This window comes from Paenibacillus taihuensis, assembly GCF_003386535.1.
In the GTDB taxonomy this organism is placed as follows: Bacteria; Bacillota; Bacilli; order Paenibacillales; family Paenibacillaceae; genus Paenibacillus_Z; species Paenibacillus_Z taihuensis.
Map to the genome: position 1 here is coordinate 18,768 of NZ_QTTN01000058.1, position 13,527 is coordinate 32,294.

Annotated in this window: 11 protein-coding genes and 1 pseudogene; all 12 read left to right on the forward strand. The window is 53.2% G+C overall.

What is annotated here, in order from left to right; all coding sequences use genetic code 11:
- Window positions 1-113 precede the first annotated feature (113 nt).
- The gene (locus tag A8990_RS29035) at window positions 114-1,052 is read left to right on the forward strand and encodes an ArsR/SmtB family transcription factor (protein WP_116192512.1); all 939 of its coding nucleotides are present in this window, start codon (window positions 114-116) and stop codon (window positions 1,050-1,052) included.
- A gap of 284 nt (window positions 1,053-1,336) precedes the next feature.
- Window positions 1,337-2,761 carry an ABC transporter substrate-binding protein gene (locus A8990_RS29040; RefSeq protein ID WP_116192513.1) on the forward strand — a complete coding sequence of 475 codons (1,425 nt, stop codon included), beginning with the start codon at window positions 1,337-1,339 and terminating at the stop codon, window positions 2,759-2,761.
- A gap of 101 nt (window positions 2,762-2,862) precedes the next feature.
- Window positions 2,863-3,738, forward strand: coding sequence for a carbohydrate ABC transporter permease (locus tag A8990_RS29045; RefSeq protein WP_245996286.1), 876 nt, complete (start codon window positions 2,863-2,865; stop codon window positions 3,736-3,738).
- 13 nt (window positions 3,739-3,751) lie between these two features.
- Window positions 3,752-4,618 (forward strand): carbohydrate ABC transporter permease, encoded by an 867-nt coding sequence (locus tag A8990_RS29050; protein ID WP_116192515.1) that lies wholly within the window; start codon window positions 3,752-3,754, stop codon window positions 4,616-4,618.
- A 15-nt stretch (window positions 4,619-4,633) separates the two neighbouring features.
- Window positions 4,634-5,593 carry a glycoside hydrolase family 43 protein gene (locus A8990_RS29055; RefSeq protein ID WP_281272535.1) on the forward strand — a complete coding sequence of 320 codons (960 nt, stop codon included), beginning with the start codon at window positions 4,634-4,636 and terminating at the stop codon, window positions 5,591-5,593.
- Between the two features lie 2 nt (window positions 5,594-5,595).
- Complete coding sequence (locus A8990_RS29060; protein ID WP_181909839.1) at window positions 5,596-6,717, forward strand: glycoside hydrolase family 43 protein; 1,122 nt, start codon at window positions 5,596-5,598, stop codon at window positions 6,715-6,717.
- A gap of 36 nt (window positions 6,718-6,753) precedes the next feature.
- Window positions 6,754-8,754 (forward strand): AbfB domain-containing protein, encoded by a 2,001-nt coding sequence (locus tag A8990_RS29065; RefSeq protein WP_116192517.1) that lies wholly within the window; start codon window positions 6,754-6,756, stop codon window positions 8,752-8,754.
- Between the two features lie 189 nt (window positions 8,755-8,943).
- Window positions 8,944-10,341, forward strand: a complete 1,398-nt coding sequence (locus A8990_RS29070; protein ID WP_116192518.1) for a glycoside hydrolase family 32 protein — start codon at window positions 8,944-8,946, stop codon at window positions 10,339-10,341.
- A gap of 15 nt (window positions 10,342-10,356) precedes the next feature.
- The gene (locus A8990_RS29075) at window positions 10,357-12,132 is read left to right on the forward strand and encodes a GH32 C-terminal domain-containing protein (RefSeq protein ID WP_116192519.1); all 1,776 of its coding nucleotides are present in this window, start codon (window positions 10,357-10,359) and stop codon (window positions 12,130-12,132) included.
- 36 nt (window positions 12,133-12,168) lie between these two features.
- On the forward strand, window positions 12,169-12,339 hold the full coding sequence (locus A8990_RS31755; RefSeq protein ID WP_181909840.1) for a hypothetical protein: 171 nt from the start codon (window positions 12,169-12,171) through the stop codon (window positions 12,337-12,339).
- A 33-nt stretch (window positions 12,340-12,372) separates the two neighbouring features.
- Window positions 12,373-12,948: a glycosyl hydrolase family 65 domain-containing protein gene (locus tag A8990_RS29080; RefSeq protein WP_147306892.1), complete on the forward strand. Its 576-nt coding sequence runs from the start codon at window positions 12,373-12,375 to the stop codon at window positions 12,946-12,948.
- A 340-nt stretch (window positions 12,949-13,288) separates the two neighbouring features.
- Window positions 13,289-13,527: pseudogene (locus A8990_RS29085) on the forward strand (IS4 family transposase); the annotation flags it as partial.

The window sequence follows — 13,527 nt, forward strand, 5'->3', positions numbered from 1 at the left end:
GTCAAAAGGTCGAAAACTGTCGATTATCAACCGCATCTCTATACAAAAGCCTACATTCCATTTAAAATATATGTTATAGAACATAAATCATATTATAAAGGGGGTAGCTTTTGATGCTGGAGCTGTCTATCGACGAGCCGGACGAGCTGGTGAAGGTCACGCATGCCCTGTCCTCCCATACAAGATTGAAGATTATTAAGCTGCTGTTGAATTATAACAACATGAACATTAATGAAATCGGTGAGAAGCTGGGCATCCCGGTATCTACCGTCGGCGTTAATGTGAAAGTGCTGGAAGAGGCCGGGTTGATTCTTACGGAGATCCTGCCTGCGAGCCGCGGCGCAATGAAAGTATGCAAGCGGAACTTCGATGATGTCAGACTGATTCTGAATCCGATTAAAGGATACAAGAACAAGACGCAGCTGTATGAGATCGAAATGCCGATCGGACACTTCGTCGATGTGGATGTGCAGCCAACCTGCGGCATTGCCAACTCGCAATCGATGATAATTACGGAAGATGATCCGTCGAGCTTCTACATTCCGGAGTGCAAGACGGCAGAGATTATATGGCTGAGACAAGGCTGGCTCGAATACCGGTTTCCTCGGTCGCTGCCGCGAAACATCGAGCCGAAGGCGATCGAGTTCTCGCTCGAGCTCTGCTCAGAAGCCCCTAATTTCAATAACGATTGGCCATCGGACATAACTGTTTGGATCAATAACATCGAGGTCGGAACATGGACCTCGCCTGGCGATTTCGGCGACCGGCGAGGCAAGAACAATCCCGAATGGTGGCATGACAGCAGCACCCAGTACGGTCTGCTCAAGACATTCCGCGTGGACCAGCACCGGAGCACCGTGGACAATACGAAGATTTCCGACATTACGCTGCGGGATTTGCAGCTGGAGAAGATGCCTTATATTCGCTTCAAAGTCGGGGTCAAGCCGGATGCCGTAAACAAAGGCGGCATGAACTTATTCGGGCGGGGGTTCGGCAATTACGACCAAGATATCATTATGAAAGTGCATTATGATGCATTGCATGAAGAATAAAACAAAAGGTTTGTTGTAAAAGGCGCTCAGGCGCTTTTTATTTTGTTTTATATAATAATATTTTTGTTTGAAAGCGTTGACAAGAAATCAAACCAAACCTATAATTTGATTTGTAACATGATTCTTGTTTATAAAAAAGACGGAATTGGTGATAAGACAGTGGTTCTCGGGGGAAGTTAGCCTGCTTGGAGGTGAGAAGCGCAAGTTTTTCGCAGTTCGGCATGATGATCTGAGATTTAAAACAAAAGTTTCGTTTTAAATTAACAGTAGAGGGGCTAAAGAGGATGAATCAATGGACAAAACGGGCTGGAGCCTTAGCGGCATTGACGGTGTTAATCAGCGGTACAGCGGCATGCGGAAGCAGCAGCAACAATAACGGCGGCAATAGCAATGCGGCAGCTAATGCAGGTAATACTTCGGCAACCACGAATGACACCTCCACATCGAACTCATCGAATACAACGAATAATGCGAATACGAGCGCAAATCAGCCAGCCGCTGAACCGGTGAAGATCCGTTTTGCCGGCTGGGGCGACCCTTCCGAGAAGGAAGTGTTCACGAAGCTGATCAAGAGCTTCGAAGAGAAGAACCCGAACATCAAGGTTGAATATCTACATATCCCGGATGATTACGTTGGCAAGATGAATACCATTCTTGCTGGCGGCGACGCTCCTGACGTTTTCTACGTGCCGGACGGAGACTTCGGAAGATGGGTAAGCCAAGATTTGCTGCAGCCGATCGACGAGTACTTGAGCACGAGCAACATCGATACTTCCGACATGTGGGAGTCCTCGCTCCTCCGTTATCGTTATGACGGCGCTGTAACCGGCAAAGGAAACCTGTACGCGCTGCCGAAGGATATCGGCCCGACCGTCCTTTATTACAATAAAGATATTTTCACGAAGATGGGCGTTCCATTCCCAAGCGCCGAGAACCCGATGACATTCGACCAGCTCCTTGAGACTGCGCAGAAGCTGACGGTCAAGAATGGCGATAAAGTCACGCAATACGGCATGGGTCCGATCTGGTGGGAAGGCTTCGTGCTTGGCAATGGCGGCCAGTTCCTCAGCGAAGATAAGAAAGAGTTCTTGCTCAATAGCAAAGAAGCGTCGGATGCGCTGCAGTTCGCAGTCGATCTCGCGCACAAATATAACGTTGTTCCGGACAGCCGTGCGCTGAAAGCGATGAATGACGGCCAAATGTTCGAAACAGGCAAGCTCGCGATGATGATTCAAGGCCGCTGGATGGTGCCGACTTACCGGAAGCTGAAATTCGATTGGGACGTTGCGCCGCTGCCTACGAATGGCAAATGGGCTGGCTGGAGCGGTTCTGTAGGTCTCGGTATCTACAGCAAGTCGAAGCAGAAGGATGCTGCTTACAAGCTTGTCGAGTACTTGGGCGGCCCAGAGGGGCAGAAGGAACAATCGCTCATGGGCTTTGCGATTCCGAGCTTCAAGTCGATGGCGAGCACGGATGTATTCCTGCAGCCTGGACAGAAGCCTGAGCATGCGGAAGTGTTCATCAAGGCGGCTCAGAACGAAATTCCAGGTCCATGGACGAATCTGCCGAATGCCAAATGGTGGGATATGCTGAACCAAAATCTTGGACCGATGTGGGAAGCGAAGAAACCGGCAGCCGATCTTCTGAACGAGCTGAAGCCGAAGATCGATGCGGCGATCAAGGAAGGCAATCCGGCGATCTTTAAGTAAACCAAGACCGGAACCCTATAAGTGAAATCTTGTCAAAGAGCATATGGGGGAGCTCGAATAGAGCTCCTTCCATGCTCCTGAAGTATTGGAGGACGGTAGATGTGAGCAATAAACGGAAGATGTACATATGGGCGTATGCCTTCATCTCTGCTCCTATCTTGGGCTTTCTGCTGTTTGCAATGATTCCGATCTGTTTCTCGGTATATGTCAGCTTTACGAAGTACAGCGGCTACCATGCGCCTGAACTGACGGGGGCCGACAACTACGTCCGGCTGCTCGCTCACGATCCGCTCTTCTGGAAGACGCTGAAGAACACGATATACTCCGCGCTTTCCATCCCGTTCGGAATGATGCTGTCGCTCGCGATTGCGATTGCGCTCAATCAGAAGATAGTTGGCATCCGGCTGTTCCGGACCGCGTTCTTCCTGCCGACCATCAGCTCCGTCGTCGCGATGACGCTGCTGTGGAAGTGGATTTTCAACGCCGATTACGGCCTTCTCAACATCTTCCTCGGCTGGTTCGGGATCACGGGTCCGGCTTGGCTGAGCAGTGAGGCTTGGGCGATGCCGGCGATGATTTTGCAAGGGATATGGTCGGGCCTCGGATTTAATATGGTGCTCTATCTGGCAGCGCTTCAAGGGGTTCCGCGCAGCTTGTACGAGGCGGCCGAAATCGACGGAGCAGGCGGATGGCAGCGGTTCGTCAAAGTGACCATTCCATGTATCTCGCCGACGACGCTGTACATTCTCATCACGTCGATAATCGGTGCGATGCAGGACTTCCCAAGGTTCCAGATTATGACCGAAGGCGGACCGAATTACTCGACGACCACGATCGTCTATTACTTGTTCCAGAACGCGTTCCGCTACATGGAGATGGGCTATGCCTCGGCAATGGCATGGATGCTCGGCATTCTGCTGATGACGATCACGCTGCTCAATTTCTGGTTGTCTCGCCGCTGGGTGCATTACGAATAGGAGGTAAGTGCTCATGTCCGATGTTGCAATCGGCGTCAGATCTTCAAAGAAGCGCGCTGGCGAGCAAATAAGGAAAGCCGTTGCTTACCTGTTTCTCATTGCGGGCTCGGTGATCATGGCGGTTCCTTTTCTATGGATGCTATCGACTTCGCTCAAAGAAGAAGGCGCGGTGTTCGAGCTGCCGCCGAAGTGGATTCCAGAGGTTATTGAATGGAGCAATTATTCGTTCGTCCTCGGTGAAGCGAACCTTCTGCACGGCTTTATGAACACGCTCATTATCGTTATTCCGACGACTTGTATCGGTCTGTTTACAAGTGCCATTGCTGCTTACGCATTTGCGAGAATCCAATTCCCGGCACGGAATACGCTGTTTGTCATGCTGCTCGCGACAATGATGATTCCTGGCGTCGTCACGATGATTCCAACCTTTATTTTGTACAAAACGATTGGTTGGGTAGACAGCTGGCTGCCGCTTATGGTTCCGGGCATGTTCGGAGCGGCTGCGGCGGTATTCTTCCTCCGGCAGTTCTTCATGACGATTCCTTCCGAGCTTGAAGATGCGGCGATGATGGATGGGCTCAATCCGTTCCAAATCTTCATCAAGATCATCCTTCCGCTCGCGAAGCCAGCTTTGATGGCGCAAGGGATTTTCGGTTTCTTAGGCGGCTACAACGACTTCCTTGGTCCGTTGATTTATATCAACAGTCCGGAGAAATTTACGCTTCAGCTTGTTCTAGCATCCTTCCAAGGGATGTATACGGCGAATTGGTCTTATATTATGGCGGGCTCGATTCTCGCATTGATTCCAACGGCGCTACTATTCTTCTTCGCGCAGCGCTATTTCGTTGAAGGTGTTACATTGACGGGAATGAAAGGATAGTCAGGAGGGACTAGAGTGACACTTACGACGAATAAAACATTTCGCAATCCGATTATGGAAAGCGGAGCAGATCCGTGGATGTATCGGCATACCGACGGCTGCTACTACTATATGGTGACCTGCGGGAACCGGCTCGACCTGTACCGTTCCACAACGATGAGCGGGGTTGCGAAAGCGCCGAAGACGACGGTTTGGCTGCCGCCGCAAGAGGGTCCAGGCTGCTGCGACCTATGGGCGCCTGAGATTCATTTCATTCAGGAGAAGTGGTACATCTACTTCACGGCAAGTGATGGAACCGGGGATGCCGGCCGCAAAATCTACGTTCTCGAGAATGAGAGCGAAGATCCGACTGGGGGCGAGTGGACGCAGAAAGGTGCCATTAAGACGGCGCTGCCGGGTCTTGATGGGACGGTGCTCCAGCATGGGGGCAAGCTGTATTTTATGTATGCCGGCTATGGCAACTACCCGGATTACGGCTCTGCGATCTACGCGGTGGCAATGGACAGCCCGTGGACGATTACAGGTCCCGAGGTGCTGCTGACGAAGCCGGAATTCGATTGGGAGAAACAAGGCGGTATGGCGATTAATGAGGGACCTTGCTTCCTGATCCGAAATGGACGCATATTCTTGATTTATTCGGCCAGCACGACGTGGTCGGATGATTACGGACTAGGGATGCTGACGGCTGTTGCGGATAGCGACCTGCTTGATTCAACATCCTGGACGAAGAGTGATCGTCCCGTATTCGTGAAGTGCGCCTTGAACGGCGTATTCGCGCCGGGCCATAACAGCTTCACGCAATCGCCGGATGGCACCGAGGATTGGATCGTCTATCATGCGATTCCAAGTTCTGAGGGCGGCATGGAGAATCGTCAGCCGCGGATGCAGAAGTTCGGCTGGACGGCGTCAGGCAATCCGGATTTCGGCAAGCCGGTATCGACGGAAACCGATTGCGCGGTGCCTTCGGGAGAATGAACGTGACTACAGTTAAGGAGAAAAGTCCTTTTTATAAAACAAAGAGTTCGGTTGTATTCGCTCTTATTCTCATCCTGGCCGCGTTATCTTGCGCGGCTTGGTTCTTTATGCGCGCAGATAAGGAGCAGACTGCTGGTGCTGGTGTTGGTGCTGGCGTCAAGACGGCGTTCACGAACCCCGTTTACAACCATGACGCGCCGGACCCGACTGTGCTGAAGGCGCAGGACGGTTACTATTACGCGATCACGACGCAAAGCCAGTACGAAGGTAATCTCGTTCCGCTCCCGATTCTGCAGTCCAAGGATCTTGTGCATTGGGAGATGAAAGGGAGCGTATTCACTTACGATAATGTGCCTTCGTGGGCGACGTTCGATTATATGTGGGCACCGCATCTGACCTATTACAAGGGCAAGTACTACTTGTACTATTCGACCAGAGTGAATGACGGCGATCCGTTCAAAGGGATGGGCATTGGCGTCGCTGTGGCGGATAATCCGCTTGGTCCTTACAAGGATCAGGGCGGTCCGGTCGTCTGGGGCACCGGATTTGAGAAGATTGACCCGTTCGTGCTGGATGATGAGGACGGCAAGCGGTACTTGTACTGGGGCTCCGACAAACAGCCGATCTATGCAGCGCAGCTAGCGGAAGACGGACTGAGCGTCATCGGCGAAGAGAAGGCTGTCATTTACCCGGGCGCACAGAGCAGGGAAGGCTATGATGCGCTCGTAGAAGGGCCGTGGGTTGTGAAACGAAACGGCTATTACTACATGTTCTACTCCGGCGATTATTGCTGCCAGGACAACGGCCACACCCCTCATTATGCGGTTATGGCTGCACGCAGCAAGTCGCCGACAGGACCTTTCGAGGCGTATCCGGATAATCCGGTGCTGGAGAAGAATGATGCCTTTCTCGCTCCGGGCCATAACGCTGTCATTCAGGATGAGGCGGGAACGGATTGGATGCTGTATCACGCGTTCAATCAGAAGGATATCACCTCTTCCGGGCGGGTTATGATGCTGGATCGAATCGACTGGAAGAATGGATGGCCGGTCATTGACGGCGGCGCTGGCCCAAGCTCGGCGCTGCAGCAGGACGGGCCGGTAACGAGCGGCAAGTCGAAATAAAAGAATAGCAAGTCAAAATGCCAAGGAGGATCAGTAATGAACAAGAGGAAACGATTCTTTCTAGTATCGCTTGCGCTTCTGTTACTGCTTCAACTGTTTGCCATTGCTCCAGCGAATGCAGCCGCCACCGGCTCCGTTGTCTATAGCAATTCTGCAGAGCCTGAGCCTTATTACGCACGTGCTGTGAAGCTTGGCAATGGCAATATCCTGGCTACTTTCACGAGAAAATTCCCTGTCAACACCGGTTGGACCGGCATGCAGCCGTTCAACTTCTATCAGAGCTCGGATAACGGCAAGAGCTGGTCGTATCTCTCCCAGATCGACCCGAACAGCTTCGGCCTGAGCCGCGATCAGCAAGCGATGACGACGCTGTATGTGCTGCCGCAGCAGCTGGGCAGTTATCCGGCCGGCACGCTGCTCTTCGCATCGAGCGACTGGGGCGTCTCGGCGACGTATACGATTCACATCTGGCGCAGTACGGACAACGGAGCCACATGGCAGCTGCACAGCAATTTGGCAGCGCAAGGCGGATCCGGTACGCATCATACTTGGGAGCCGGAGTTCGCAGTTTCAAGCGACGGACGTCTCGTCTGCTACTATTCCGATGAGCGGCAAGCGGGCTATAACCAGGCGATTGCACGCGAAATTTCATCGGACGGCGGCGTAACGTGGGGCAATTACAGCATCATCATCGGCGATAGCGCCAACTCAGGCGCGCGGCCGGGCATGCCTCGCGTCGTTCGCCATAAGAACGGCACGTACTATATGTTCTATGAGCATTTTGGCAATCCGCCTGAAGCTGCGGTCCGGTTCAAGACATCTTCCGACGGCATCAACTGGGGTACGCCGTCCGTGCTCGGCACCGTTGTTGGCACGGGCATCTACCGCGCCTCCCAAGCGCCTGAGGTTGCGTATGTCGATGACGGCAGCGCGAACGGCAGATTCTACGTGCGCGGTATGACTGATGTTGTGCCGGATCATAACAAAATGTTCACGAGCGCGGACAACGGAGCCACTTGGCAGCTGATTGATGCGCCGCTTACGGTGGTGGGCAGCAATCAGAACACGCCTGCTGCTTGGAGCGGAACCTTGCTCCCGCTCGCGAACAACATGCTGTTCGAGATCAATACCGTGAAGAACGGCAGCATCAACGAAATCCGTTCCAACGTGGCGCAAATGAACGGTGATTCCTCGATTGTCTCCGGCGCGACGTATAAATTCGTCAACCAGAACAATGCTCTCGTCATCGATAATGCCGGAGGCGGTTCTCCTGCGGGTACTCGCCTGATCGAGTACAACGATCTTGGTTTGAACACACAATGGTTCAAGACAGACTATCAGAGCGGCGGCTTCTTCCGAGTTGTGAACGTGAACAACAATCTCGTATGGGATGATCCGAACGGCGTGACGACGCCGGGCACGCAGATCAACCAATGGACAGACAACTTCCTCGATACGCAGCGCTGGAAGTTTGCGTATTCGGGCAGCGGCTATTATACCATCATGAACGAGCATAGCGGCCTGATGGTCGATAACGCCGGAGGCGGCGCGCCTGCGGGAACGAAGATTATCCAGTATACGGCGAACGGTCTGGATACGCAGCGTTGGAAGGCCGTACGTGTCGATACCGAAACGCCGATCACCCAGTTCGAGACGTACAATTTTCCGGGCAGCTTCATTCGCCATGAGAGCGGCAGAGGCAAGACGAACGGCAGCCAGTACATCGCAGATGCGCAGTGGAAGCTCGTTCCGGGCCTCGCGGATCCTGCGGCTATCTCTATCGAATCCGTCAACTTCCCTGGCCACTACCTGCGCCATAAGAACGGCGAAGTGTGGATGGATATCAATGACGGCACGACGCTGTTCAAGAATGATGCCACATGGCGGCTTCGCACTGGATTTGCGAACGGGTTCGCCGCATCGTTCGAGTCGTACAACATCGCAGGCCAATATATGAGACATATGAATGGGCTGCTGTACATCTCGTCTATTACGACGAGCACGGATCAGCAGGACGCGACCTTCTTCGTGAAATAGAGATGAGTGTATGCGCGCCGTGACATGTCCTACATGGCAAGAAGGGGCCTCCAGTTCAGGAGGTCCCTATTTTTTTATGATGACGAAGGAGGAACGAGCGAGGGTATATCGAACAGTTCTCATAGAAACCGGTTTCATAATGTCAGAGAAGTTTATTAATTCAACTAAGGATAAGGAGCGACTACGAACATGGATCGTTACAAACCGAAGTATCATTTTACACCGCCTCACAATTGGATGAACGACCCGAACGGTCCTTTTCAGCTGAACGGCGAGTATCATCTGTTCTATCAACATAATCCTGACAAGCCAGAATGGGGTCAGATTCATTGGGGTCATGCCAAGAGCCTTGATCTGGTGAACTGGCAGCAGCTGCCGGTCGCGCTGGCACCTTCGCGCGATCTCGGAGAGCATCACTGTTACTCGGGCTGCGCGGTCGTCGATGGCGAAGAGGTCCGCTTGTTCTATACGAGCATCGGCGACGGAGAGCGGAATGCAACGAGCGGTGCGGAGCAGTGGATGGTGAAACAGAGCAGTGAAGATCTGCTCACTTGGAAGAAGCCCGACTATAACCCTGTGCTCACGAATGAGCTGCATGGCGATCTGCACATTACAGAGTGGCGGGATCCGTACGTCTGGAAAGAGCAGGACGGCTGGAAAATGATTACCGGCGGTATCCATGAAAATAAAGGCGTTGCGCTCATCTACCATTCCGACAACTTGGAGGAGTGGAGCTTCGAGCGGATTTACTATAAAGGCGATGAGTGGATTTTCGAATGTCCGCATATATTCCGATTCGGTGACAAAGCGGTGCTGTTCTATTCCCCGAGCGGACCGGTTCAATATGTAACAGGCCCTTGGAGTGCAGAGGGACTGACGGAAGTAGAAGGTCGCGGCACTGTGGATACAGGCGGCTGGGACGGCTATTACGCATCGACGGGCTTCGTCGATGAAGCGGGCCGCCGTATTCTGCTTGGCTGGATGCCAGAGTGCAGAGGAGACGCATTCCCTGTGGAGCTCGATTGGAACGGTGCGCTGGCGCTGCCGCGTGTCGTCGAGCTGAAACCGAGCGGTCGGATTGCGATGACGCCGATTCCGGAGCTGGTATCGCTTCGGGGAGAGAGCGTGTCGTGGGCAGATGTGCTGGTTGGCGAGGGACAGCCGTTTGAAACTGGCATATCTTCGACGACCTTCGAATGTTTGCTGGATATTCGTCGCCCTGCTGATGGTGGTGTTCTTACAGTGTCTGTATTCGCTTCGGCGGACGGGCGTGAGCATACGGATGTGCGGGTTGATTTTGCAGCGGGAACGATTACGCTGGATCGTTCGAGCTCGAGCTTGTTCGAGGGAGTGCGCAAGGCTGAGATGGTATTGGATCTGAACCTGGAAGAAGGAGCGGATTCGCTGCAGCTGAGAATTTTCGTCGATCAGTCGGTCGTCGAGCTGTTCGCCGGGGACCAGATCTGTATGACCGCGCGCGTGTATCCTTCCTTGGAAGATAGCCATCTTGTTCGGTTGGAGTCGAGCGGGGATGTTCGTGTCTCCGGGATGGAAATTTGGGAACTGCGAGCGGCGGAAATCCGTTAACGGCTGGAGGCGGCGATGGGGACAGCTTTGAATTCGGTTGGCGAACTGATCGATTTCTACTATGAGCAAGAGAGTGGCCAATGGCTGTTGGAGTATTTGTATGTGGATGGTTCAGGAGCTGGCGTTGCGGTTAGCCGGGATCTCGTTCACTGGCATGAGGCGGTTAGCGTTGGAGGGGAAGGACATGCTGCTCATGTTGCACATGATGCCCATTCCCATGCCAATGCCAATGCAGGCTCGCCTCGTCTAGTAGAGTTACAGATTGAAGATTCTCTTCAGTCAAAATGGCTCCGTCTTCACGAAAATCATGCATACGAGATTGGCGATTGGGACGGCGAGCGCTTCACTGCAGATGGCGAACCTGCTGCACTGTGGACGGGCATTGATTCGGAACGGCTGGCTTACGGGCAGAGCCGTTGTGTTCTTGCTGGTCTTATTGGTCAAGTCGGCTGCGGACGGCAGCTTGTCCTTGCGGAGCTGAAACTGCGCAGGTCGGAGCAGGGCATCGTCCGGCTCTATGCTGAGCCAGTTGCTGAGCTGCGCAATTTGCGTGTGTGGCAGCGTGAATGGTCAGTCGCTGAGCTGAGTGCTTCGGCTCCGTTCAAGGAAAGCTTGCAGTTTCGCGTCGCTCCGGGCGAATGGCTGGACATTCAAGTGCTGCCAGTCGCTGGTGAGCCAGATGATTCAGATAAGTCAGATACGATAACCTCGAATCTGCTTGATGTTCAGCTGGTTATCGAAGCGGAAGAAGATTATTTGCAAGAGATCGAACTCTATGGGATCAGAGTTACAGTGGAGTTGAATGAAAAGACGAGCTGTGTGGCGTCCCAGGGGGTTACGCTTCCGCTTCCGAATCCGCTTGCTAGGCGTGATGGCGGTTTGAAACTGCGCTTGCTGCTAGATGAAACGTCGATGGAACTGTTCGTAGGTGATGGTGAAGCGGTCATGTTCGTTCCGGTTGAACCTGCATATGATCAATCGCGATACATCCAGCTCCATTGTCAGCGAGGAATCATAAGGGCCGCGTCATTGGAAGTATTCGGACTGCGCAGCACAGTGCCGACTCTGGCAGAGCATCTGCTCATCGAAGCGTCTAAGCCGGCTGAAGACACCGTGATCTATCAGTCGAAGTCGAAGAGCTATACCATCTACAGCCATCGTATCGAAGATGCCGTCTATGGCGAGCCGCCCGCGTATGTGCCTGACCGGGATACGATTCTTTCACCGACGCGTGCGATAGAAGAGTTCGCCTGGCGCAAGAACTGGGCGAACGATATGACGCGCGTCATTGACCGCGGCAACGTCTGGCATCCGCGGTCTGAGATCGCGCAGCTGCCGGATCTCCATACCGCGCATGCGACGATCGATGCCGCATATCGGCTGGCTGCAGACGTTTTCTACCGATGCGGCTCGCCGGAGTTCGCCCGGCCGGGCGAGGAAGGGATGTGGACCGCGGGTCAATTCCAGGGCCCGGGGGAAGGCTTCGGCGTCTGGGTGCGGGACACGACGCATATCGCGATTCGCTCCGGCAACCTGCTGGATCCAGAAGGTGCAAGGCGATCCTTGCTCTTCACGACGAAGTCGGGCTTCGACAATGGCGTGGACGGGACTGCGATGCCGATCGTCGGCATATGGGACTACTACTTGGCGACCGGCGATCTAACGTTGATTCAGGAAACGTGGACGAATCTGAAGAGCCGCATCGCGAAGCTGGACGAAAGCTTCGACCTGGAGCAAGGCTTAGTGCCAGCGGATCAATCGACTTCCAATGATGCTTTTCCGGAGCCGTAGGCTGGCGGATTCTGCCTCGCGACGGAGACTTATTTCATGGAGTCGTTCCGTGCGATGGCGCGGATGGGCGTCCTCATGGAAGAACCGGAGGAGCAGATAAGGGGTTGGGCAGAGCGAGGCGAGTTGCTGCTTTGCAACCTCCAGCGCCAATATTGGAATGAGGAAGCGGGCTTCTTCACTAGTGGTCCAATCGGCAGCGAAAGCTAACGTGAAGGCTACTGGGAATCGGCCGGCCAAGAAATGGCGATGTGGCCGCGGTATGGCATCGGAACGGCTGAACAGCGTCGGCGGATATTGGACAGGCTGCCAGAGGTTGCGATGAACGAGTTCGGTGTGAACGTCTTCCCGTATCGCGAAGAAACGAATCATTTCTGCAATGCAGCTTGGGTTGTCTGGACGAGTGGGATGGCTGCCGCAGCAGGGCGAGAAGGCAGGCTAGATCTGCTCATGAGCCTCGTTGCGCAGCAGGTGCGGAACAGCGTTATGACGAAGACGTTCTACGAGGTCATCGACTATCGAACAGGCAAGGCGTGGCGCTGGCCCGGTCAGCTCTGGCATGTTGCCGGATTCATCTCTTACTTCCTCTTCGGAGTGCTCGGAATCGAGTACGATGAGAGGGGGATGTCGTTTGCACCTGCTGTTCCGAAGACGCTGCGTGATCTCCGACTGGACAATCTCCGCTACCGGGAGGCAGTGCTAGACATCGCCGTTCACGGCTTCGGAACGAAATTCCGGATGACATGCGATGGCGAGCAAGTGGACGGATTGATTCCGGCTAGCTTGACAGGCAAACACCTTATCGAATTCTGGTCTTAATCATTAATTAGTCGATAAGTCGATAAGTCGATTAGGCTGATATTCCTCGATGGGGTCATCATCTATGTTGGATTTATCCATTGTAAATGGGCATAAATCGCCGAAAATGCAAGCTATAATGGAAAAATCCACACATTTCAGCTCGAAATCAGTCTTTTGAGGCCTGTTGGTTCAAAATGAGTGGAAAAATCCAATATAGCTCCTGCAAATAGGCTATTTGGTCTAAAATGAGTGGATTTATCCACGCCTGTTGATTAGCTAAAAAATGGTAGCAAAAAGACCGCTCAATTCTGTATAGTGTTTGTACCCCTACAAACTCTACGAAAGGTGAGTCGGTCTCATGAAACATCGTACAATGTTAGCGCCTATTCTGCAATCCATCATTCCAAAAGAAGAACTACAACTCTTGTTGCACCAAGCCAATTATGTCGATACAGCGAGAAAGTTTACTGTCTACGAACTCTTTGTCTTTCTAGCTGAAGCTGCCCTTCAACAGTGGGATGGCTATCGGGACGGAGAAAAGCGAATGGCCGCCTGTGGGTTGCCCAAAGCGGACCACTCCACGATCTCCAAAAAAGC